General features: G+C 64.2%; 3 protein-coding genes. All 3 read right to left on the minus strand.

The genetic code is table 11. From position 1 onward, the window contains the following. Nucleotides 1-13: 13 nt before the first annotated feature. The 3 genes from AC5WNI_RS14110 to AC5WNI_RS14120 all read right to left on the minus strand — a co-directional run bounded on the left by AC5WNI_RS14110 (nt 14) and on the right by AC5WNI_RS14120 (nt 25,587). Nucleotides 14-1,396: an HlyD family type I secretion periplasmic adaptor subunit gene (locus AC5WNI_RS14110; RefSeq protein ID WP_175089210.1), complete on the minus strand. Its 1,383-nt coding sequence runs from the start codon at nt 1,394-1,396 to the stop codon at nt 14-16. Beyond that, on the minus strand, nt 1,389-3,563 hold the full coding sequence (locus AC5WNI_RS14115) for a type I secretion system permease/ATPase (protein WP_254627048.1): 2,175 nt from the start codon (nt 3,561-3,563) through the stop codon (nt 1,389-1,391). Before AC5WNI_RS14115 ends, AC5WNI_RS14110 begins: the two co-directional genes overlap by 8 nt. Nucleotides 3,564-3,660: 97 nt before the next feature. Next, nucleotides 3,661-25,587: a VCBS domain-containing protein gene (locus tag AC5WNI_RS14120; RefSeq protein WP_495928552.1), complete on the minus strand. Its 21,927-nt coding sequence runs from the start codon at nt 25,585-25,587 to the stop codon at nt 3,661-3,663. Nucleotides 25,588-25,728 lie beyond the last annotated feature (141 nt).

Here is a 25,728-nt window from a genome sequence, read left to right on the forward strand (position 1 = left end):
ATCAAATCCTTGATCAACGTTCACGCAAGGCACCTTGCCTGGCGCGCAGAATCGGCTTCATCAAATATTGCAGTACGGTCTGATTGCCAGTGATCACATCGACACTGGCCTGCATGCCCGGAATGATCGTGAGCGGATCCGAGTCACTTCCAAGGTGGTTCTGCTCCGTCAGCACCTTGATCTCGTAGAAACTGTTGCCTTCCTCATCCTGCACAGTATCCGCACTGATCTGATCGACCTTGCCTTCCAATCCACCGTAGATGGTGAAATCGTAGGCAGATAACTTGACGACCGCCGGCTGTCCGATTCTCAGGAAGCCGATGTCCTTGGGAGCGACTCGCGCCTGAACCAGTAGCTGATCCTCGATGGGCACGATCTCCATCAGGTCTTCCCCGGGCTCGATGACGCCGCCTATGGTATTGATATTCAGCGTCTTGATGGCGCCCTGAACCGGAGAGGTCACCAAAGTACGATCGAGTCGGTCCTGAAGACTGGTGCGCCCCTCACGCAAGCGACCTAGATCCGCCTGGGTCTTGGCGAGTTCTTCCGCGGCACGTGAGCGGAATTCCTGCGCGACGCCGACCCGATTCGAGATGGCTTCATCCAGCTCCGATTGCTTGCCCGGCACGGCCAGGCGCGCCGATTCAAGATCGCCCCGCAGGTCGTTGACCTCACGCTGGATCTTGAGAAGGTCTACCTGAGAGACCACGCCTTCACGCACCAGCGGGGCCGTCATGCCCAGCTCGCGACGCGACAGTTGATAGCTGCGCTCAAGACTGTTGATGCGCGACCTCAACTCACGCAACTCCTGCTCTTTCTGCAGAATCTGCTCACGCGCGCCATTGAGGCCACTGTTGAGCTGATTCAGATGCGTGCGATATGCCGTCATCGCACGCGACACCAGAGCGGGACTACGCGCCTTGAATTCTTCATCGAAGGGCAACTCGATATTCTTCACGATCACCTGATCCTTCCAGGCGTCCGCGGAGGCGTTGACCTCGATGGACTCAAGCTCGGTATCGTACTGAATGATGGTGGCCTGCAGGCCATCGAGGGTCGAGACACGCTCACGCAGATCGGAACCTGCACTGGTGTCGTCGATACGCAGCAGTGGCTCCCCCGCCGAGACGACTTGACCTTCCTTGATATAGATCTCGCGCACGATACCGCCTTCCAGGTTCTGGACAACCTGCAGGTGCGTCGAGGGTACGACCTTGCCGGAGCCGCGAGTGACGACCTCCAGACTCGCCTGGCTGGCCCAGATGATGAAGACGACCACGAATGCGAGCACCATCCAGATCAGGATGCGCGACTTCCAGGGGGTCGCCAGCAAGACAGCTGAACTGACATCGTCGAGATGGTGAAGGTCACGCTGCTCAATCGGTGCCTTAGCCACGATTCACCTCCTGCTTGCGCCCGGCGACTCGGCCTTCATTCAAGGCGCTCAGCACCTGCTGCTTGGGCCCATCGGCGACGATGCGCCCTCCTTCCATGACGATGACGCGGTCTACCACGTCGAGCATGCTGCTCTTGTGGGTGACCAGCACCAGCGTCTGGCTGCGTGGCAGGGACTTGAGCATTCTGCGCAGACGCAGCTCGGCGCGGTTATCCATGTGCGAACCGGGCTCATCGAGCAGCAAGAGCGGGGGACGCATCAAGAGTGCACGTGCCAGCAAGACCGTCTGACGCTGACCGCTGGAGAGCATGCGCCCACCCTCGCCCACCTGACGGTCCAGTCCTTCAGGGTGATGACGAGTGAATTCGGTCACGCCGGAGGCGTCAGCCGCGAGTTCGATCTGTACATCACTGGCGTGTGGTTGGCCGAGGGTGATGTTGTCGCGAATGGAGCCGAAGAACAGTGCACTGTCCTGGCCCGCATGGCCGATATGCCGACGTACGTCGGCGGGATGCAGCTGATTGAGATCCAGCCCATCAATACGAACGCTGCCAGCCGTAGCACGATACAGACCAGAGATAAGGCGCTGCAAAGTACTCTTGCCAGCACCGATACGCCCGATGATCGCGATCCTCTCACCTGGTTCGATGGTCAATGAGATATCCGACACGGCAGGCGGCGTATTCGGCGCATAGGCAAAGCCGACGCGATCGAATTCGATGCGCATCTGCAAGTGCTCGCGGTGAACGTAACGACGATCTTCCGACTCCTCCGGCAATGCCATGATCTGCTCAAGCGCACTCATCGCACTGCGAGTCTGACCGATGCGCGTGATCAACAATGCCAACTGCCCCAGCGGCTGCAACGCACGACCGGACAGCATGACCGCGGCGATCAAACCACCAACAGACAGGCGTGCATCCGCGATCAGATAGACCCCGAACACGACCAGCGCCACCGTGGTGGCCTGTGTCAGCGACATGCTAAGCGAGCTGACAGAAGTCGTCAGGTTACGGCTTTTCACCCCCCAATGCGCGATCTGCCCGACAGCCCGTTCATACCGACGCTGGGTTTCCCCCTGAGCATTGGCCAGCTTGAGGCTCTCAAGGCCGGAGACGGCTTCGACGAGGCGCGCATTGCGCTCCGTCGCCAGGCGAGACCCCTGCTCGATGCTGCTGCGCAGCGGTTTCTGGATCGCCAGACTGTAGACGAGCAGAATCACGAGCGCGGCGAATGGCACCAGAACCAATGGCCCCGCCACGATCCAGATCACCAGCAGGAACAGCAGGGCAAACGGCAGATCGACCAGGGTGGTCAGGGTTGCGGAAGTAAAGAACTCGCGGATCGAATCAAACTCCTGCAAGTGCTTCACATAGCCACCGACGGAGCCGGGTCGCGCTTCCATCCGCAGGTTCATGGTCTTGGAGAAGAGCTTCGAGGTCAGCAACACCTCGGACTTCTTGCCCGCCGTATCCATGAAGTAGGCACGTGTCTGGCGCATCACGAAGTCGAACACCATGATGATCGCCATCCCTGTCGCCAAGACCCACAGCGTGTTGAAGGCCAGATTGGGCACGACCTTGTCATAGGCGTTCATCACGAACAGTGGTGATGCCACGGCAAACAGGTTGATCAATATCGACGCCAGAATCACGTCACGATAGATCGGCCGCGACAGCTTCAGCGTTGACCAGAACCAATGGCCATCACTCTGCTTGAGCGTTTCCGGTGCGCGTTCATCAAAGCGGTGCTCCTGCTTGAGATAGACGACACGCCCATCATGACGCTCAGCCAGTGACTCTATATCGACCAGCTCATCACCCTCGGCCTCAGGCTGATGGATCCTGGCCTTGCCTGCGTCGTTGTCGACCTCCAGCAAGACGACAGCACGCTCTTCCTTGAGTATGAGAATGCACGGCATCAGCATGTCGCTGATGGCCGTGATCTGCTGATTGACCAGTTTGGCACTCAGATTGGCACGTGCCGCGGCACGACTGACAAGTGCCAGGGGAAGACGGCCTTCCTCCATGGGAAGACCATCGACCAGCACTGCTGCAGATCTGGGATTGCCGTGGTAACGCGCCATGAAGACCAGCGCATTGAGAAGGGGATCGCCCTCCCTCTCGCCAACAGGCTCCGGTCTTAATGGCGTGGGTTGATCGCTCAACCTGTCCTCCTTAGTAGGGCACTTCGCAGATGTCTCTACGGCAAAGTCTAATACAGCAAGGGGAGACAGCCTAAGCCATCTCCCCTATCACATCGATTCAGCCGTCAACATTCGTCTTGAGACTGTTGCTGTCGAGCAGAGATTGAATGATCTGCGTATCCGTGTCGCCACCTGATGTCAGGTCGACATCCTGCAGATTGATCTCTTGCGTGATATTGCTGCCATCGGACCCATCGACACTGATCTCGATATTGGTACCACCCTCTCCATCTGACTCGAAGTGCAGGAAGCTCGAGAGCGTATCGGCATCCTCATCAGCCTCCAGCAGATCAGACAGATCGATGACATCGCCATCCGCGACACTGAAGTCGGTGATGGTATCCGTCGCCATGCCGCCTTCGCTATTGATGTCATCACCACCCAGCCACTGGAAGGTGTCAGCACCATCGCCGCCGGTCAGGATGTCATTGCCGGTACCTCCGACCAGAAGATCATCACCCTCACCACCAGAGAGGATATCGTTGCCGGTGCCGCCCCGCAGCGTATCGCTGCCGCTGCCGCCTTCCAGACGATCACTGCCTACACCTCCACTCAAGGTGTCATCGCCAGCCTGCCCGATCAGATAATCGGCATAGAAAGGCCCGTCACCATCGCCGGTCAAAGTATCGTCACCGGAAGTCCCGATCACGACAGCCAACTTGTCGACATCAATGCTGACGCTGGAAGTGTTGGTATCCCCGTCATTGTCGACCGTCACGTAATCGAAGCTGTCCGTGGAGCGCTCGCTGACATTCTCCGGCGGTGTGTAGGAGAAATCACCGCTCCCCAGATTGAACAGCATGCTGCCGCCCAGTTCCGTCGAAATGGTCAGCTCCAGGCTGTCTGCATCGTAGCTGCTGTTGTCGGTGCCAGTGGCAGAAACAGCATTGGTATCCGGATCATAACTGTAGGTCGTGCCATCCACGGTGACCGACTGCAGATAACCGCCATCCGCTCCCAACAGACTGCCATCCACGGAGCTGCCCGAGACAAGCTGACCACTGACCGGTGATTGGACAGTAGCGGCGAGGGTATCGTCGAGATCCTCAAAGCTGGTAACGACAGTGCTATCAAGGTCTTCAACCGCTGAGCCGTCATAGGCAATCGGATCAAGATTGGACTCTGTGACATTGCTACCCAAGCCGATAGCGTAGGACTTGATGCCATTATCGACCAGGAAGTCAGTCCAGATATCCTCTTCATCGTTCGAGATACCGGCATCAGCGCTATACACGAACCCACCGGTAAGGACATTCAATTCCCTAGAATCCCCATCACCATAGTTTGGCTCACCATCGGAGAAGAAATAGGAAATGCTTTGCGCATCTTCCAACGCCCCATCTTGGGAGTAATTCTCGATGGCAGCAGCTAGCGCAGAGTCGTAGTTAGTGACTCCATTGGCAACAAGACTATCCAATATGATTTCAACTTCACCGACGGTCATCCATGCATCTTGCGCTGTGCCAATGGTTGAGAACGTGACCAGATTGATACGTACGTCACCAAAGTCATCGTAGGCCTCAATCAGAGACTTGATGGAATCAATGGCGCTCTGCAGGCGAGTTTCACCATCGATTCCATCAGTTGTATTCATGGAACCTGACACATCAAGAATGATAGTGAGATTTGTGTCCACCAGCGTCGAGGAGAAGCTCTGCGCTTCCTGCTGCTCGGGTGCATCATCCTCGATGCCGATGGTCAGCGTGCCGGTAGAGCTTGCGCCTTCGCTATCCGTTGCGAGCACACCGAAGTCCAGAGACAGGACATCTTCACCATCACCCGAATGATCGACCGCCTGACTCAGAGTGAAGGTATAGGCACCGCTGTCATCGATGGTCACCGTCGCGACTTCATTGCCATCAGCATCGGTTGCCACCATTGACTGGGTACCGCTGCCGGACCAGGCCACCGCACTGCCACCGGAGGTGATGGCCGTGGCAGGAGCCGTCAATACCAGCGACACGCTGTCACTATCGACGTCCGTGACGGAAACCGTACCGGTGACGGTGGTGGCATCGGTGGTATCCGTGAAGCCATCAGCCGCATCACTGTCGGCGATACCGCCTTCGAGCCCTTCTTCACTGACACGGCCTTCAGTCGCAGTCACCACCGGGGCATCGTTCGTCCCCTGGATGGTAATGGTGACATCCTGGGTAGCTGTCGCTCCTGCCGTATCCGTGACAGTGACGGTGTAGGTCAGGACCAGTGACTCGCCTGCAGACAGGTAGTCGAAGCTTTCCCCGGCAGCACTGCTGTCGAAGGACCAGTTGAGCGTACCTTCAGTGCTCTCATCATCGATGATGGCCCCGGTATCCACGCCCAGCAGCGCAAGCAGGTCATCGTTGTCCAGCGTACCGGTGTCTCCAGCACTGGAGACGCCGGTGACGCTCGGCGTCACGATGTTGCTGAGATCCACGTCATCCACCGACAGAGTCCCGCTGGCACTCAGCGGTGAATCCGTCTCCGTCAGGCTGGCGGCGGTACTGTCGCCACTGCTGACACTGATCGCCGGGCCGTCGTTGCGACCATTGATGGTAATCGTCAGAGTGGTGCTGGAGGTATCACCGTCAGCATCCGTGATCACGTAGGTATAGACGTCCGTGACCGACTCACCGACCGCCAGGTACTGCAGGTCGTCGCGTGCTGACTGGTAGCTGTAGGAGCCATCCGCCGCCAGGGTCAGCTCGCCGTGCTCACCCGTGATCACGGCCGCCGCGCCATCGCTCACCGTGACGGTTTCTGATCCAGAAGTGACGGCGGTGACGGTGACCGCATCGGCCCCCAGGGTGTCCGCCGTCGCAGATGAGCCGTTCACCACGTTGCCGGTAACGGCAGCACTACGATTCTCGTTCATGCTGCGGGTATCAGCGTTGGCGATCGGCGCGGTGTCCAGAACGGTGACATCCAGACTGGATGTGGTGCTCTGACCGGCAAGATCCGTCACCACGACAGCGAAGTCGTCAACGACACTGTCATCGCCACCGGCATGATCAGCCGCAGTGCCATCTTCCACATAGCTGTAGGAGACCACTCCGGTGTCGGCATCATAGCCAGTAACGGTCAGTGTCCCTTCGCCATCTGGATTGGAAATCACTACCGGTGTGGTGTTGGCGTCCGTGATATCCACACCAGCGATTGTCACTGCCGCAATACCTGCCGCAGCTTTCACGGTAAAGGTATCGGTGACAGTACCTCCTGTCGCTTCGGTGACCGACTGACCTTCCAGTGAACTGATGACCGGCATTGCATCATCAGTACCGGTGATCACGATATCCACTGTCGTGGTGGAACCATCGCTGAGCTGCACGATGTACTGCTCATTGATCGTGTCGGCAGATGTCAGCCCCTGCACAGCGGCAGTGTCGTTATCCAGCGTATAGGTCCAGCTACCGTCGGCATCGACAGCGAAGGTACCGTAGAGACTGCTGTCGTCAGTGGCCGGCGTAAACGTCGGGGCGTCACTATCGACATCGGTTGCGGTCAGCGTACCTGAAGCTTGTGTCACACCATCTTCGGCCACTGCCCCATCATCTGCACTGATGACAACCGGATCATCGACCGCCGTGACACCCTGGAAGCTGAGAATGGCTTCATCAACTTCGGTGCCATCCGTGATCACATAGGTGGTGTCAGGTACCGGACCGTTGTAATTCTCGCCGGGCGTGAAGGTGAAGGTACCATCGGCATTGATAAGCAGTGTGCCGACTTCGCCAAGATCCGCTGTCTCGCCCGGGTCGTATGTATCGCCGTCAACAGTGAAGCTGACGACGCTCAACTCATCACCATCGGCGTCGACGTCATTGCTCAGGACGTTGCCGCTGACCGGAGTATCTTCCTCGACCAGAATCGGGCCATCGTCATAGGCCACTGGCTTGTCGTTCAAGCCCTGGACATTGATGGTGATGACAGCGGTATCCGAATCCCCATCCGCATCAAGGATGGTGTACTCGAACTCCTCCTTGACCAGATCACCCGCTCCCAACGCCTGGGCACGTACATCATCCAGGTCATAGCTGAAGGTGCCATCGGTATTGAGGGTCAAGCTACCGTAGCTGCCATCGACGGTAACGCTGCCCTCATTGTCTACCAGTGAAGTGCCATCGAGATGCGTGATGGTCACGCCATCAGCGCCCAGCTCATCCTGTCCGCCGCCGACAACACTCGAAATGACATTGGTGTTGATCACCGGCTCACCATCCGGAGACGTATCATCTTCCCGAATGGTGTAGGTATCGTCATTGGCGACAGGCGCGGTATCCAGAATCTTGACATCAAGACTGTCACTGGTGCTCTGCCCAGCCAGGTCAGTGACGACCACGGCGTAGTTGTCGAACACGCTATCGTCACCAGCCGAGTGATCCGCAGCCGTACCATCCTCCACATAGGTGTAGGACACGGTGCCGGAATCGTAGCCCGTGATGGTCAGCGTGCCTTCGTCATCAGTCGCACCCGGGATCACGATGGGGTTATCCACTGACGCCGTAGTGATATCCGTGCCATTGATGGTGACGCTGGCGATGCCGGCATCCGCTTCCACCTGGAAGGTGTCAGTGACAGTGGCACCCGTGGCCTCGGTCACTTCCTTGTCAACCAGCGTGATGACCGGCACTGCATCGGCCGAGCCCGTGATGTTGATGGTCAGCGTGGTGCTGGAATAGTCACCATCGCTGTCTTCCAGCACATAGGTGAAGACGTCTTCCGCCGGCTCACCCTCTGCCAGTGACTGCGTCTTGGTGGTATCCAGAACGTAGGTATAGCTACCGTCACTGTTGAGCGTCAGCGTACCGTAATCGCCCGTGACCGTAGCACTGCCGCCGTCGGCAATTCCGGTATCGTCCAGTTTGCAGACCATGAACGGCGCATCTGCACCCAAGACGTCCTCATTGTCATTGGCACCGTCGATCACGTTGCCCGTGAGCTCATCCGTCGCATCTTCATCAATATCGCGCTCATCCGGCTTGGCCGTCGGCGCGGTATCCAGAATCTTGACGTCAAGACTGTCGCTGGTGCTCTGCCCAGCCAGATCAGTGACGACCACGGCGTAGTTGTCGAACACGCTATCGTCACCAGCCGAGTGATCCGCAGCCGTACCATCCTCCACATAGGTGTAGGACACGGTGCCGGAATCGTAGCCCGTGATGGTCAGCGTGCCTTCGTCATCAGTCGCGCCCGGAATCACGATGGGATTATCCACTGACGCCGTAGTGATATCCGTGCCATTGATGGTGACGCTGGCGATGCCGGCATCCGCGTCCACCTGGAAGGTGTCAGTGACCGTCTCCCCCGTGGCCTCGGTCACTTCCTTGTCAGCCAGCGTGATGATGGGGGCTGCATCGTCCACGCCGGTGATCAGGATGTCGACCGTGGTGGTCGAGCCATCGCTGAGTTCGACGGTGTAGGTCTCGGTAACGGTCTCGCCGGCGGCCAGCGCCTGGGTCTCGGCGGCGTCGTTGTCGAGGGTGTAGCTCCACTCGCCATCGCTGCCGACCGTGAAGCTGCCGTAGACACTGCTGTCATCGGTGGCGGCGACGAAGGTCGGCGCGGTGCCGTCCACGTCGGTGGCGGTCAGCGTGCCGCTGGTGACCAGGGTGCCATCCTCGGTGACTTCGCCGCTGTCATCGGAGATCACGGCGCCGTCGTCCACGCCGGTGATCAGGATGTCGACCGTGGTGGTCGAGCCATCGCTGAGTTCGACGGTGTAGGTCTCGGTGACGGTCTCGCCGGCGGCCAGCGCCTGGGTCTCGGCGGCGTCGTTGTCGAGGGTGTAGCTCCACTCGCCATCGCTGCCGACCGTGAAGCTGCCGTAGACACTGCTGTCATCGGTGGCGGCGACGAAGGTCGGCGCGGTGCCGTCCACGTCGGTGGCGGTCAGCGTGCCGCTGGTGACCAGGGTGCCGTCCTCGGTGACTTCGCCGCTGTCATCGGAGATCACGGCGCCGTCGTCCACGCCGGTGATCAGGATGTCGACCGTGGTGGTCGAGCCATCGCTGAGTTCGACGGTGTAGGTCTCGGTGACGGTCTCGCCGGCGGCCAGCGCCTGGGTCTCGGCGGCGTCGTTGTCGAGGGTGTAGGTCCACTCGCCATCGCTGCCGACCGTGAAGCTGCCGTAGACACTGCTGTCATCGGTGGCGGCGACGAAGGTCGGCGCGGTGCCGTCCACGTCGGTGGCGGTCAGCGTGCCGCTGGTGACCAGGGTGCCGTCCTCGGTGACTTCGCCGCTGTCATCGGAGATCACGGCGCCGTCGTCCACGCCGGTGATCAGGATGTCGACCGTGGTGGTCGAGCCATCGCTGAGTTCGACGGTGTAGGTCTCGGTGACGGTCTCGCCGGCGGCCAGCGCCTGGGTCTCGGCGGCGTCGTTGTCGAGGGTGTAGCTCCACTCGCCATCGCTGCCGACCGTGAAGCTGCCGTAGACACTGCTGTCATCGGTGGCGGCGACGAAGGTCGGCGCGGTGCCGTCCACGTCGGTGGCGGTCAGGGTGCCGCTGGTGACCAGGGTGCCATCCTCGGTGACTTCGCCGCTGTCATCGGAGATCACGGCGCCGTCGTCCACGCCGGTGATCAGGATGTCGACCGTGGTGGTCGAGCCATCGCTGAGTTCGACGGTGTAGGTCTCGGTAACGGTCTCGCCGGCGGCCAGCGCCTGGGTCTCGGCGGCGTCGTTGTCGAGGGTGTAGCTCCACTCGCCATCGCTGCCGACCGTGAAGCTGCCGTAGACACTGCTGTCATCGGTGGCGGCGACGAAGGTCGGCGCGGTGCCGTCCACGTCGGTGGCGGTCAGCGTGCCGCTGGTGACCAGGGTGCCATCCTCGGTGACTTCGCCGCTGTCATCGGAGATCACGGCGCCGTCGTCCACGCCGGTGATCAGGATGTCGACCGTGGTGGTCGAGCCATCGCTGAGTTCGACGGTGTAGGTCTCGGTGACGGTCTCGCCGGCGGCCAGCGCCTGGGTCTCGGCGGCGTCGTTGTCGAGGGTGTAGCTCCACTCGCCATCGCTGCCGACCGTGAAGCTGCCGTAGACACTGCTGTCATCGGTGGCGGCGACGAAGGTCGGCGCGGTGCCGTCCACGTCGGTGGCGGTCAGCGTGCCGCTGGTGACCAGGGTGCCGTCCTCGGTGACTTCGCCGCTGTCATCGGAGATCACGGCGCCGTCGTCCACGCCGGTGATCAGGATGTCGACCGTGGTGGTCGAGCCATCGCTGAGTTCGACGGTGTAGGTCTCGGTGACGGTCTCGCCGGCGGCCAGCGCCTGGGTCTCGGCGGCGTCGTTGTCGAGGGTGTAGCTCCACTCGCCATCGCTGCCGACCGTGAAGCTGCCGTAGACACTGCTGTCATCGGTGGCGGCGACGAAGGTCGGCGCGGTGCCGTCCACGTCGGTGGCGGTCAGCGTGCCGCTGGTGACCAGGGTGCCATCCTCGGTGACTTCGCCGCTGTCATCGGAGATCACGGCGCCGTCGTCCACGCCGGTGATCAGGATGTCGACCGTGGTGGTCGAGCCATCGCTGAGTTCGACGGTGTAGGTCTCGGTGACGGTCTCGCCGGCGGCCAGCGCCTGGGTCTCGGCGGCGTCGTTGTCGAGGGTGTAGGTCCACTCGCCATCGCTGCCGACCGTGAAGCTGCCGTAGACACTGCTGTCATCGGTGGCGGCGACGAAGGTCGGCGCGGTGCCGTCCACGTCGGTGGCGGTCAGCGTGCCGCTGGTGACCAGGGTGCCGTCCTCGGTGACTTCGCCGCTGTCATCGGAGATCACGGCGCCGTCGTCCACGCCGGTGATCAGGATGTCGACCGTGGTGGTCGAGCCATCGCTGAGTTCGACGGTGTAGGTCTCGGTGACGGTCTCGCCGGCGGCCAGCGCCTGGGTCTCGGCGGCGTCGTTGTCGAGGGTGTAGCTCCACTCGCCATCGCTGCCGACCGTGAAGCTGCCGTAGACACTGCTGTCATCGGTGGCGGCGACGAAGGTCGGCGCGGTGCCGTCCACGTCGGTGGCGGTCAGCGTGCCGCTGGTGACCAGGGTGGTGTCCTCGGTGACTTCGCCGCTGTCATCGGAGATCACGGCGCCGTCGTCCACGCCGGTGATCAGGATGTCGACCGTGGTGGTCGAGCCATCGCTGAGTTCGACGGTGTAGGTCTCGGTGACGGTCTCGCCGGCGGCCAGCGCCTGGGTCTCGGCGGCGTCGTTGTCGAGGGTGTAGCTCCACTCGCCATCGCTGCCGACCGTGAAGCTGCCGTAGACACTGCTGTCATCGGTGGCGGCGACGAAGGTCGGCGCGGTGCCGTCCACGTCGGTGGCGGTCAGGGTGCCAGTCGCTTCCAGGGTGGTGTCTTCGGTGACTTCGCCGCTGTCATCGGAGATCACGGCGCCATCGTCCACGCCGGTGATCAGGATGTCGACCGTGGTGGTCGAGCCATCGCTGAGTTCGACGGTGTAGGTCTCGGTAACGGTCTCGCCGGCGGCCAGCGCCTGGGTCTCGGCGGCGTCGTTGTCGAGGGTGTAGCTCCACTCGCCATCGCTGCCGACCGTGAAGCTGCCGTAGACACTGCTGTCATCGGTGGCGGCGACGAAGGTCGGCGCGGTGCCGTCCACGTCGGTGGCGGTCAGCGTGCCGCTGGTGACCAGGGTGCCATCCTCGGTGACTTCGCCGCTGTCATCGGAGATCACGGCGCCGTCGTCCACGCCGGTGATCAGGATGTCGACCGTGGTGGTCGAGCCATCGCTGAGTTCGACGGTGTAGGTCTCGGTGACGGTCTCGCCGGCGGCCAGCGCCTGGGTCTCGGCGGCGTCGTTGTCGAGGGTGTAGCTCCACTCGCCATCGCTGCCGACCGTGAAGCTGCCGTAGACACTGCTGTCATCGGTGGCGGCGACGAAGGTCGGCGCGGTGCCGTCCACGTCGGTGGCGGTCAGCGTGCCGCTGGTGACCAGGGTGCCATCCTCGGTGACTTCGCCGCTGTCATCGGAGATCACGGCGCCGTCGTCCACGCCGGTGATCAGGATGTCGACCGTGGTGGTCGAGCCATCGCTGAGTTCGACGGTGTAGGTCTCGGTGACGGTCTCGCCGGCGGCCAGCGCCTGGGTCTCGGCGGCGTCGTTGTCGAGGGTGTAGGTCCACTCGCCATCGCTGCCGACCGTGAAGCTGCCGTAGACACTGCTGTCATCGGTGGCGGCGACGAAGGTCGGCGCGGTGCCGTCCACGTCGGTGGCGGTCAGGGTGCCAGTCGCTTCCAGGGTGGTGTCTTCGGTGACTTCGCCGCTGTCATCGGAGATCACGGCGCCGTCGTCCACGCCGGTGATCAGGATGTCGACCGTGGTGGTCGAGCCATCGCTGAGTTCGACGGTGTAGGTCTCGGTGACGGTCTCGCCGGCGGCCAGCGCCTGGGTCTCGGCGGCGTCGTTGTCGAGGGTGTAGCTCCACTCGCCATCGCTGCCGACCGTGAAGCTGCCGTAGACACTGCTGTCATCGGTGGCGGCGACGAAGGTCGGCGCGGTGCCGTCCACGTCGGTGGCGGTCAGCGTGCCGCTGGTGACCAGGGTGCCATCCTCGGTGACTTCGCCGCTGTCATCGGAGATCACGGCGCCGTCGTCCACGCCGGTGATCAGGATGTCGACCGTGGTGGTCGAGCCATCGCTGAGTTCGACGGTGTAGGTCTCGGTGACGGTCTCGCCGGCGGCCAGCGCCTGGGTCTCGGCGGCGTCGTTGTCGAGGGTGTAGGTCCACTCGCCATCGCTGCCGACCGTGAAGCTGCCGTAGACACTGCTGTCATCGGTGGCGGCGACGAAGGTCGGCGCGGTGCCGTCCACGTCGGTGGCGGTCAGGGTGCCGCTGGTGACCAGGGTGCCGTCCTCGGTGACTTCGCCGCTGTCATCGGAGATCACGGCGCCGTCGTCCACGCCGGTGATCAGGATGTCGACCGTGGTGGTCGAGCCATCGCTGAGTTCGACGGTGTAGGTCTCGGTGACGGTCTCGCCGGCGGCCAGCGCCTGGGTCTCGGCGGCGTCGTTGTCGAGGGTGTAGCTCCACTCGCCATCGCTGCCGACCGTGAAGCTGCCGTAGACACTGCTGTCATCGGTGGCGGCGACGAAGGTCGGCGCGGTGCCGTCCACGTCGGTGGCGGTCAGGGTGCCGCTGGTGACCAGGGTGCCGTCCTCGGTGACTTCGCCGCTGTCATCGGAGATCACGGCGCCGTCGTCCACGCCGGTGATCAGGATGTCGACCGTGGTGGTCGAGCCATCGCTGAGTTCGACGGTGTAGGTCTCGGTGACGGTCTCGCCGGCGGCCAGCGCCTGGGTCTCGGCGGCGTCGTTGTCGAGGGTGTAGCTCCACTCGCCATCGCTGCCGACCGTGAAGCTGCCGTAGACACTGCTGTCATCGGTGGCGGCGACGAAGGTCGGCGCGGTGCCGTCCACGTCGGTGGCGGTCAGCGTGCCGCTGGTGACCAGGGTGGTGTCCTCGGTGACTTCGCCGCTGTCATCGGAGATCACGGCGCCGTCGTCCACGCCGGTGATCAGGATGTCGACCGTGGTGGTCGAGCCATCGCTGAGTTCGACGGTGTAGGTCTCGGTGACGGTCTCGCCGGCGGCCAGCGCCTGGGTCTCGGCGGCGTCGTTGTCGAGGGTGTAGCTCCACTCGCCATCGCTGCCGACCGTGAAGCTGCCGTAGACACTGCTGTCATCGGTGGCGGCGACGAAGGTCGGCGCGGTGCCGTCCACGTCGGTGGCGGTCAGCGTGCCGCTGGTGACCAGGGTGCCATCCTCGGTGACTTCGCCGCTGTCATCGGAGATCACGGCGCCGTCGTCCACGCCGGTGATCAGGATGTCGACCGTGGTGGTCGAGCCATCGCTGAGTTCGACGGTGTAGGTCTCGGTGACGGTCTCGCCGGCGGCCAGCGCCTGGGTCTCGGCGGCGTCGTTGTCGAGGGTGTAGCTCCACTCGCCATCGCTGCCGACCGTGAAGCTGCCGTAGACACTGCTGTCATCGGTGGCGGCGACGAAGGTCGGCGCGGTGCCGTCCACGTCGGTGGCGGTCAGCGTGCCGCTGGTGACCAGGGTGCCATCCTCGGTGACTTCGCCGCTGTCATCGGAGATCACGGCGCCGTCGTCCACGCCGGTGATCAGGATGTCGACCGTGGTGGTCGAGCCATCGCTGAGTTCGACGGTGTAGGTCTCGGTAACGGTCTCGCCGGCGGCCAGCGCCTGGGTCTCGGCGGCGTCGTTGTCGAGGGTGTAGCTCCACTCGCCATCGCTGCCGACCGTGAAGCTGCCGTAGACACTGCTGTCATCGGTGGCGGCGACGAAGGTCGGCGCGGTGCCGTCCACGTCGGTGGCGGTCAGCGTGCCGCTGGTGACCAGGGTGCCATCCTCGGTGACTTCGCCGCTGTCATCGGAGATCACGGCGCCGTCGTCCACGCCGGTGATCAGGATGTCGACCGTGGTGGTCGAGCCATCGCTGAGTTCGACGGTGTAGGTCTCGGTGACGGTCTCGCCGGCGGCCAGCGCCTGGGTCTCGGCGGCGTCGTTGTCGAGGGTGTAGCTCCACTCGCCATCGCTGCCGACCGTGAAGCTGCCGTAGACACTGCTGTCATCGGTGGCGGCGACGAAGGTCGGCGCGGTGCCGTCCACGTCGGTGGCGGTCAGCGTGCCGCTGGTGACCAGGGTGCCGTCCTCGGTGACTTCGCCGCTGTCATCGGAGATCACGGCGCCGTCGTCCACGCCGGTGATCAGGATGTCGACCGTGGTGGTCGAGCCATCGCTGAGTTCGACGGTGTAGGTCTCGGTGACGGTCTCGCCGGCGGCCAGCGCCTGGGTCTCGGCGGCGTCGTTGTCGAGGGTGTAGCTCCACTCGCCATCGCTGCCGACCGTGAAGCTGCCGTAGACACTGCTGTCATCGGTGGCGGCGACGAAGGTCGGCGCGGTGCCGTCCACGTCGGTGGCGGTCAGCGTGCCGCTGGTGACCAGGGTGCCATCCTCGGTGACTTCGCCGCTGTCATCGGAGATCACGGCGCCGTCGTCCACGCCGGTGATCAGGATGTCGACCGTGGTGGTCGAGCCATCGCTGAGTTCGACGGTGTAGGTCTCGGTGACGGTCTCGCCGGCGGCCAGCGCCTGGGTCTCGGCGGCGTCGTTGTCGAGGGTGTAGCTCCACTCGCCATCGCTGCCGACCGTGAAGCTGCCGTAGACACTGCTGTCATCGGTGGCGGCGACGAAGGTCGGCGCGGTGCCGTCCACGTCGGTGGCGGTCAGCGTGCCGCTGGTGACCAGGGTGCCATCCTCGGTGACTTCGCCGCTGTCATCGGAGATCACGGCGCCGTCGTCCACGCCGGTGATCAGGATGTCGACCGTGGTGGTCGAGCCATCGCTGAGTTCGACGGTGTAGGTCTCGGTGACGGTCTCGCCGGCGGCCAGCGCCTGGGTCTCGGCGGCGTCGTTGTCGAGGGTGTAGGTCCACTCGCCATCGCTGCCGACCGTGAAGCTGCCGTAGACACTGCTGTCATCGGTGGCGGCGACGAAGGTCGGCGCGGTGCCGTCCACGTCGGTGGCGGTCAGGGTGCCAGTCGCTTCCAGGGTGGTGTCTTCGGTGACTTCGCCGCTGTCATCGGAGATCACGGCGCCGTCGTCCACGCCGGTGATCAGGATGTCGACCGTGGTGGTCGAGCCATCGCTGAGTTCGACGGTGTAGGTCTCGGTGACGGTCTCGCCGGCGGCCAGCGCCTGGGTCTCGGCGGCGTCGTTGTCGAGGGTGTAGCTCCACTCGCCATCGCTGCCGACCGTGAAGCTGCCGTAGACACTGCTGTCATCGGTGGCGGCGACGAAGGTCGGCGCGGTGCCGTCCACGTCGGTGGCGGTCAGCGTGCCGCTGGTGACCAGGGTGCCATCCTCGGTGACTTCGCCGCTGTCATCGGAGATCACGGCGCCGTCGTCCACGCCGGTGATCAGGATGTCGACCGTGGTGGTCGAGCCATCGCTGAGTTCGACGGTGTAGGTCTCGGTAACGGTCTCGCCGGCGGCCAGCGCCTGGGTCTCGGCGGCGTCGTTGTCGAGGGTGTAGCTCCACTCGCCATCGCTGCCGACCGTGAAGCTGCCGTAGACACTGCTGTCATCGGTGGCGGCGACGAAGGTCGGCGCGGTGCCGTCCACGTCGGTGGCGGTCAGCGTGCCGCTGGTGACCAGGGTGCCATCCTCGGTGACTTCGCCGCTGTCATCGGAGATCACGGCGCCGTCGTCCACGCCGGTGATCAGGATGTCGACCGTGGTGATCGAGCCATCGCTGAGTTCGACGGTGTAGGTCTCGGTGACGGTCTCGCCGGCGGCCAGCGCCTGGGTCTCGGCGGCGTCGTTGTCGAGGGTGTAGCTCCACTCGCCATCGCTGCCGACCGTGAAGCTGCCGTAGACACTGCTGTCATCGGTGGCGGCGACGAAGGTCGGCGCGGTGCCGTCCACGTCGGTGGCGGTCAGCGTGCCGCTGGTGACCAGGGTGCCGTCCTCGGTGACTTCGCCGCTGTCATCGGAGATCACGGCGCCGTCGTCCACGCCGGTGATCAGGATGTCGACCGTGGTGGTCGAGCCATCGCTGAGTTCGACGGTGTAGGTCTCGGTGACGGTCTCGCCGGCGGCCAGCGCCTGGGTCTCGGCGGCGTCGTTGTCGAGGGTGTAGCTCCACTCGCCATCGCTGCCGACCGTGAAGCTGCCGTAGACACTGCTGTCATCGGTGGCGGCGACGAAGGTCGGCGCGGTGCCGTCCACGTCGGTGGCGGTCAGCGTGCCGCTGGTGACCAGGGTGCCATCCTCGGTGACTTCGCCGCTGTCATCGGAGATCACGGCGCCGTCGTCCACGCCGGTGATCAGGATGTCGACCGTGGTGGTCGAGCCATCGCTGAGTTCGACGGTGTAGGTCTCGGTGACGGTCTCGCCGGCGGCCAGCGCCTGGGTCTCGGCGGCGTCGTTGTCGAGGGTGTAGCTCCACTCGCCATCGCTGCCGACCGTGAAGCTGCCGTAGACACTGCTGTCATCGGTGGCGGCGACGAAGGTCGGCGCGGTGCCGTCCACGTCGGTGGCGGTCAGCGTGCCGCTGGTGACCAGGGTGCCATCCTCGGTGACTTCGCCGCTGTCATCGGAGATCACGGCGCCGTCGTCCACGCCGGTGATCAGGATGTCGACCGTGGTGGTCGAGCCATCGCTGAGTTCGACGGTGTAGGTCTCGGTGACGGTCTCGCCGGCGGCCAGCGCCTGGGTCTCGGCGGCGTCGTTGTCGAGGGTGTAGGTCCACTCGCCATCGCTGCCGACCGTGAAGCTGCCGTAGACACTGCTGTCATCGGTGGCGGCGACGAAGGTCGGCGCGGTGCCGTCCACGTCGGTGGCGGTCAGGGTGCCAGTCGCTTCCAGGGTGGTGTCTTCGGTGACTTCGCCGCTGTCATCGGAGATCACGGCGCCGTCGTCCACGCCGGTGATCAGGATGTCGACCGTGGTGGTCGAGCCATCGCTGAGTTCGACGGTGTAGGTCTCGGTGACGGTCTCGCCGGCGGCCAGCGCCTGGGTCTCGGCGGCGTCGTTGTCGAGGGTGTAGCTCCACTCGCCATCGCTGCCGACCGTGAAGCTGCCGTAGACACTGCTGTCATCGGTGGCGGCGACGAAGGTCGGCGCGGTGCCGTCCACGTCGGTGGCGGTCAGCGTGCCGCTGGTGACCAGGGTGCCATCCTCGGTGACTTCGCCGCTGTCATCGGAGATCACGGCGCCGTCGTCCACGCCGGTGATCAGGATGTCGACCGTGGTGGTCGAGCCATCGCTGAGTTCGACGGTGTAGGTCTCGGTGACGGTCTCGCCGGCGGCCAGCGCCTGGGTCTCGGCGGCGTCGTTGTCGAGGGTGTAGGTCCACTCGCCATCGCTGCCGACCGTGAAGCTGCCGTAGACACTGCTGTCATCGGTGGCGGCGACGAAGGTCGGCGCGGTGCCGTCCACGTCGGTGGCGGTCAGCGTGCCGCTGGTGACCAGGGTGCCGTCCTCGGTGACTTCGCCGCTGTCATCGGAGATCACGGCGCCGTCGTCCACGCCGGTGATCAGGATGTCGACCGTGGTGGTCGAGCCATCGCTGAGTTCGACGGTGTAGGTCTCGGTGACGGTCTCGCCGGCGGCCAGCGCCTGGGTCTCGGCGGCGTCGTTGTCGAGGGTGTAGCTCCACTCGCCATCGCTGCCGACCGTGAAGCTGCCGTAGACACTGCTGTCATCGGTGGCGGCGACGAAGGTCGGCGCGGTGCCGTCCACGTCGGTGGCGGTCAGGGTGCCAGTCGCTTCCAGGGTGGTGTCTTCGGTGACTTCGCCGCTGTCATCGGAGATCACGGCGCCGTCGTCCACGCCGGTGATCAGGATGTCGACCGTGGTGGTCGAGCCATCGCTGAGTTCGACGGTGTAGGTCTCGGTGACGGTCTCGCCGGCGGCCAGCGCCTGGGTCTCGGCGGCGTCGTTGTCGAGGGTGTAGCTCCACTCGCCATCGCTGCCGACCGTGAAGCTGCCGTAGACACTGCTGTCATCGGTGGCGGCGACGAAGGTCGGCGCGGTGCCGTCCACGTCGGTGGCGGTCAGCGTGCCGCTGGTGACCAGGGTGCCATCCTCGGTGACTTCGCCGCTGTCATCGGAGATCACGGCGCCGTCGTCCACGCCGGTGATCAGGATGTCGACCGTGGTGGTCGAGCCATCGCTGAGTTCGACGGTGTAGGTCTCGGTAACGGTCTCGCCGGCGGCCAGCGCCTGGGTCTCGGCGGCGTCGTTGTCGAGGGTGTAGCTCCACTCGCCATCGCTGCCGACCGTGAAGCTGCCGTAGACACTGCTGTCATCGGTGGCGGCGACGAAGGTCGGCGCGGTGCCGTCCACGTCGGTGGCGGTCAGCGTGCCGCTGGTGACCAGGGTGCCATCCTCGGTGACTTCGCCGCTGTCATCGGAGATCACGGCGCCGTCGTCCACGCCGGTGATCAGGATGTCGACCGTGGTGGTCGAGCCATCGCTGAGTTCGACGGTGTAGGTCTCGGTGACGGCCTCGCCGGCGGCCAGCGCCTGGGTCTCGGCGGCGTCGTTGTCGAGGGTGTAGCTCCACTCGCCATCGCTGCCGACCGTGAAGCTGCCGTAGACACTGCTGTCATCGGTGGCGGCGACGAAGGTCGGCGCGGTGCCGTCCACGTCGGTGGCGGTCAGCGTGCCGCTGGTGACCAGGGTGCCATCCTCGGTGACTTCGCCGCTGTCATCGGAGATCACGGCGCCGTCGTCCACGCCGGTGATCAGGATGTCGACCGTGGTGGTCGAGCCATCGCTGAGTTCGACGGTGTAGGTCTCGGTGACGGTCTCGCCGGCGGCCAGCGCCTGGGTCTCGGCGGCGTCGTTGTCGAGGGTGTAGCTCCACTCGCCATCGCTGCCGACCGTGAAGCTGCCGTAGACACTGCTGTCATCGGTGGCGGCGACGAAGGTCGGCGCGGTGCCGTCCACGTCGGTGGCGGTCAGCGTGCCGCTGGTGACCAGGGTGCCATCCTCGGTGACTTCGCCGCTGTCATCGGAGATCACGGCGCCGTCGTCCACGCCGGTGATCAGGATGTCGACCGTGGTGGTCGAGCCATCGCTGAGTTCGACGGTGTAGGTCTCGGTGACGGTCTCGCCGGCGGCCAGCGCCTGGGTCTCGGCGGCGTCGTTGTCGAGGGTGTAGGTCCACTCGCCATCGCTGCCGACCGTGAAGCTGCCGTAGACACTGCTGTCATCGGTGGCGGCGACGAAGGTCGGCGCGGTGCCGTCCACGTCGGTGGCGGTCAGCGTGCCGCTGGTGACCAGGGTGCCGTCCTCGGTGACTTCGCCGCTGTCATCGGAGATCACGGCGCCGTCGTCCACGCCGGTGATCAGGATGTCGACCGTGGTGGTCGAGCCATCGCTGAGTTCGACGGTGTAGGTCTCGGTGACGGTCTCGCCGGCGGCCAGCGCCTGGGTCTCGGCGGCGTCGTTGTCGAGGGTGTAGCTCCACTCGCCATCACTGCCGACCGTGAAGCTGCCGTAGACACTGCTGTCATCGGTGGCGGCGACGAAGGTCGGCGCGGTGCCGTCCACGTCGGTGGCGGTCAGCGTGCCGCTGGTGACCAGGGTGGTGTCCTCGGTGACTTCGCCGCTGTCATCGGAGATCACGGCGCCGTCGTCCACGCCGGTGATCAGGATGTCGACCGTGGTGGTCGAGCCATCGCTGAGTTCGACGGTGTAGGTCTCGGTGACGGTCTCGCCGGCGGCCAGCGCCTGGGTCTCGGCGGCGTCGTTGTCGAGGGTGTAGCTCCACTCGCCATCGCTGCCGACCGTGAAGCTGCCGTAGACACTGCTGTCATCGGTGGCGGCGACGAAGGTCGGCGCGGTGCCGTCCACGTCGGTGGCGGTCAGCGTGCCAGTCGCTTCCAGGGTGGTGTCTTCGGTGACTTCGCCGCTGTCATCGGAGATCACGGCGCCGTCGTCCACGCCGGTGATCAGGATGTCGACCGTGGTGGTCGAGCCATCGCTGAGTTCGACGGTGTAGGTCTCGGTGACGGTCTCGCCGTCGGCCAGCGCCTGGGTCTCGGCGGCGTCGTTGTCGAGGGTGTAGCTCCACTCGCCATCGCTGCCGACCGTGAAGCTGCCGTAGACACTGCTGTCATCGGTGGCGGCGACGAAGGTCGGCGCGGTGCCGTCCACGTCGGTGGCGGTCAGCGTGCCGCTGGTGACCAGGGTGGTGTCTTCGGTGACTTCGCCGCTGTCATCGGAGATCACGGCGCCGTCGTCCACGCCGGTGATCAGGATGTCGACCGTGGTGGTCGAGCCATCGCTGAGTTCGACGGTGTAGGTCTCGGTGACGGTCTCGCCGGCGGCCAGCGCCTGGGTCTCGGTAGCATCGTTGTCGAGGGTGTAGCTCCACTCGCCATCGCTGCCGACCGTGAAGCTGCCGTAGACACTGCTGTCATCGGTGGCGGCGACGAAGGTCGGCGCGGTGCCGTCCACGTCGGTGGCGGTCAGGGTGCCGCTGGTGACCAGGGTGCCGTCCTCGGTGACTTCGCCGCTGTCATCGGAGATCACGGCGCCGTCGTCCACGCCGGTGATCAGGATGTCGACCGTGGTGGTCGAGCCATCGCTGAGTTCGACGGTGTAGGTCTCGGTGACGGTCTCGCCGGCGGCCAGCGCCTGGGTCTCGGCGGCGTCGTTGTCGAGGGTGTAGCTCCACTCGCCATCGCTGCCGACCGTGAAGCTGCCGTAGACACTGCTGTCATCGGTGGCGGCGACGAAGGTCGGCGCGGTGCCGTCCACGTCGGTGGCGGTCAGGGTGCCGCTGGTGACCAGGGTGCCGTCCTCGGTGACTTCGCCGCTGTCATCGGAGATCACGGCGCCGTCGTCCACGCCGGTGATCAGGATGTCGACCGTGGTGGTCGAGCCATCGCTGAGTTCGACGGTGTAGGTCTCGGTGACGGTCTCGCCGTCGGCCAGCGCCTGGGTCTCGGCGGCGTCGTTGTCGAGGGTGTAGCTCCACTCGCCATCGCTGCCGACCGTGAAGCTGCCGTAGACACTGCTGTCATCGGTGGCGGCGACGAAGGTCGGCGCGGTGCCGTCCACGTCGGTGGCGGTCAGCGTGCCGCTGGTGACCAGGGTGGTGTCCTCGGTGACTTCGCCGCTGTCATCGGAGATCACGGCGCCGTCGTCCACGCCGGTGATCAGGATGTCGACCGTGGTGGTCGAGCCATCGCTGAGTTCGACGGTGTAGGTCTCGGTGACGGTCTCGCCGGCGGCCAGCGCCTGGGTCTCGGCGGCGTCGTTGTCGAGGGTGTAGCTCCACTCGCCATCGCTGCCGACCGTGAAGCTGCCGTAGACACTGCTGTCATCGGTGGCGGCGACGAAGGTCGGCGCGGTGCCGTCCACGTCGGTGGCGGTCAGCGTGCCGCTGGTGACCAGGGTGCCATCCTCGGTGACTTCGCCGCTGTCATCGGAGATCACGGCGCCGTCGTCCACGCCGGTGATCAGGATGTCGACCGTGGTGGTCGAGCCATCGCTGAGTTCGACGGTGTAGGTCTCGGTGACGGTCTCGCCGGCGGCCAGCGCCTGGGTCTCGGCGGCGTCGTTGTCGAGGGTGTAGGTCCACTCGCCATCGCTGCCGACCGTGAAGCTGCCGTAGACACTGCTGTCATCGGTGGCGGCGACGAAGGTCGGCGCGGTGCCGTCCACGTCGGTGGCGGTCAGGGTGCCAGTCGCTTCCAGGGTGGTGTCTTCGGTGACTTCGCCGCTGTCATCGGAGATCACGGCGCCGTCGTCCACGCCGGTGATCAGGATGTCGACCGTGGTGGTCGAGCCATCGCTGAGTTCGACGGTGTAGGTCTCGGTGACGGTCTCGCCGGCGGCCAGCGCCTGGGTCTCGGCGGCGTCGTTGTCGAGGGTGTAGGTCCACTCGCCATCGCTGCCGACCGTGAAGCTGCCGTAGACACTGCTGTCATCGGTGGCGGCGACGAAGGTCGGCGCGGTGCCGTCCACGTCGGTGGCGGTCAGGGTGCCAGTCGCTTCCAGGGTGGTGTCTTCGGTGACTTCGCCGCTGTCATCGGAGATCACGGCGCCGTCGTCCACGCCGGTGATCAGGATGTCGACCGTGGTGGTCGAGCCATCGCTGAGTTCGACGGTGTAGGTCTCGGTGACGGTCTCGCCGGCGGCCAGCGCCTGGGTCTCGGCGGCGTCGTTGTCGAGGGTGTAGGTCCACTCCCCTGCCTCGTTGACGCTAAAAGTGCCGTAATCATCGCTTTGAGTGCCAGCGACAACATCAGTACTTTCGACATCGACAAGCGCGCCGGAAGCTTCGGTAACGCCATCCTCCGCTACCTCTCCAGAATCGCCGCCAATCAACGCGCCCACGTCATTGCTGGTCGCAGTGTTGCCAGCCGGATCGGTGACCGAGGCCTCAACGCTATACTCGCCTTCGCTCAGCGGTGTCTCAGCGTCGACACTGTAGGTGCCATTCTCGACGGTGGCGGTGACGGTCTGCTCGTTGCCATCGCTGTCGGTGATCACCAGGGTGACGGTGCTGCCGTCTTCGGCATCGGTAGTGCCGACGATGGTGGGCGTGGTGTCGGAGGTCAGTGCCGGTGCGTCGACGGTCAGCGCCGGCGCGCTCGCATCGATCTCGCCCACGTCATTGCTGGTCGCAGTGTTGCCAGCCGGATCGGTGACCGAGGCCTCAACGCTATACTCGCCTTCGCTCAGCGGTGTCTCAGCGTCGACACTGTAGGTGCCATTCTCGACGGTGGCGGTGACGGTCTGTTCGTTGCCGTCACTATCGGTGATGACCAGGGTGACGGTGCTACCGTCTTCGGCATCGGTGGTACCGACGATGGTGGGCGTGGTGTCGGAGGTCAGTGCGGGAGCATCGACGGTCAGCGCCGGCGCGCTCGCATCGATCTCGCCCACGTCATTGCTGGTCGCAGTGTTGCCGGCCGGATCGGTGACCGAGGCCTCGACGCTGTACTCGCCTTCGCTCAGCGGTGTCTCGGCGTCGACACTGTAGGTGCCATTCTCGACGGTGGCGGTGACGGTCTGTTCGTTGCCGTCACTATCGGTGATGACCAGCGTGACGGTGCTGCCATCGTCGGCATCGGTGGTACCGACGATGGTGGGCGTGGTGTCGGAGGTCAGTGCGGGAGCATCGACGGTCAGCGCCGGCGCGCTGGCGTCGATCTCGCCTACATCATTGCTGGTCGCAGTGTTGCCGGCCGGATCGGTGACCGAGGCTTCGACGCTGTACTCGCCTTCGCTCAGCGGCGTCTCGGCGTCGACGCTGTAGGTACCATTCTCGACGGTGGCGGTGACGGTCTGCTCGTTGCCATCGCTGTCGGTGATCACCAGGGTGACGGTGCTGCCGTCTTCGGCATCGGTAGTGCCGACGATGGTGGGCGTGGTGTCGGAGGTCAGTGCCGGTGCGTCGACGGTCAGCGCCGGCGCGCTCGCATCGATCTCGCCCACGTCATTACTGGTCGCGGTGTTGCCTGCGGTATCAGAAACCGAAGCTTCGACACTATATTCGCCTTCGCTCAGCGGCGTCTCGGCGTCGACACTGTAGGTGCCGTTCTCGACGGTGGCGGTGACGGTCTGCTCGTTGCCATCGCTGTCGGTGATCACAAGGGTGACAGTGCTGCCATCGTCGGCATCGGTGGTACCGACGATGGTCGGTGTGGTATCGGAGGTCAGCGCGGGAGCATCGACAGTCAGCGCCGGCGCGCTGGCGTCGATCTCGCCCACGTCATTGCTGGTCGCAGTGTTGCCAGCCGGGTCGGTGACCGAGGCTTCGACGCTGTACTCGCCTTCGCTCAGCGGGGTCTCGGCGTCGACGCTGTAGGTACCATTCTCGACGGTGGCGGTGATGGTCTGTTCGTTGCCGTCGCTGTCGGTGATGACCAGGGTGACGGTGCTGCCGTCTTCGGCATCGGTAGTGCCGACGATGGTCGGCGTGGTGTCGGAGGTCAGTGCCGGGGCATCGACCGACAAGGACAGCACGACCTCTGTCGGCAGTGTCGGATCAAGATCCAGCCCCAGACCATCTTCATCCTCATCATTGAATTCCGGGTCGGTAAAGCCGCCCTCATATTCATAGGAGGTCCGTTCGACACGCCCTTCGCGCCCCACCCCAGAGGCATCCAGGAAACCACTACGACTGCTGCCTGGCGCACCGCCATTCTCACCAGCTGCGGGAGCTTCCTGAATCGCGGTCGGGTCTTCGCCACGAGCGATCGCTTCGCGCAACGCTTCCACTGTCGGGTCAACAGGCGCTTCCCCACGCGACTCGGCCAGCAACACCTCAACGCCGATCGGTGCCCCCTGCGGCACCACAAGCTGGGTGCCGTCTTCCAGCACCACGATCGCGCCCTGCGGTGCGACCAGAGTGGCTGTCGGTTCAAGCGTCATTCCATTGACGACACGCTGCGCCTCGCTGGTGGAGGAAACAACAAGTACTGTGCCTTCTGTGCGGATGACCTGGACCATGGGGACATACTCCTGCTGGGGAAAGGTGCTGCATCATGCTGCGAAGGGGGCAATGGCATGATCGACAAGAATGGATAGTTACATTTTGATACACAACATCACTTACTGCAACCTAGCAATTTTCAGTAGTGCCATAGCGCT

Source organism: Cobetia sp. PDI-12MA (genome assembly GCF_059507695.1).

Excerpts from the sequence above, each read along its gene's own strand:
- AC5WNI_RS14120 (WP_495928552.1), bottom strand. The coding sequence starts at position 25,587 with ATGGTCCAGGTCATCCGCACAGAAGGCACAGTACTTGTTGTTTCCTCC.